We start from the raw sequence: 548 nt of genomic DNA on the forward strand, positions 1-548 counted from the left end.
GAACTTGCTCCTCCAGGATTCAAGATCGTACAAGACGCTCCGCCGTTTCCTTGAGAGACAAAGTTGTACCAAACTCCATTGGCTCCGTCTATGTTACAACCCGTTGGGTTGCCGGCCTCTGTCGTTGCAGCAGGCATCGCTACGTTAGGATCGGTATAAGGGAATCCTATCTCATCCACGTCAATGGAGTTGGCGATCATATCGTTTGGTGGAGGTACCGGAGTACAGTTAAGGTTCAAGGAGAAGTCGCCCTGAGCGCCTCCAAATCCGTGTACTAGGATGTAGTAGGTTGTACTACCATCACCCTGGAAGGCTACTTCCGACTGAAGACCACAGGTGTCGTCGTTGTCACCAATACAGGTCAACGTACCACAGTCTCCCGAGTACACCGTAAGTTTACTGTCATAAGCAGTGCCACCATCACAAAGTGATACCACATAGTCGGTTAGTAAGCCGCTAGTATCGGTAAAGGTATACCAAACACCGGGCGCAGTGATCGAAGTGTTACACACCGGAGCCGCAGCATCCAAGGTGGCAAAGTTGGTAGA

Annotated in this window: 1 pseudogene; it reads right to left on the bottom strand. The window is 50.7% G+C overall.

The window, feature by feature from the left end:
* Positions 1 to 548: pseudogene (locus JS40_RS15430) on the bottom strand (hypothetical protein); the annotation flags it as partial.

It is taken from the genome of Altibacter lentus (assembly GCF_000746845.1).
GTDB lineage: Bacteria > Bacteroidota > Bacteroidia > Flavobacteriales > Flavobacteriaceae > Altibacter > Altibacter lentus.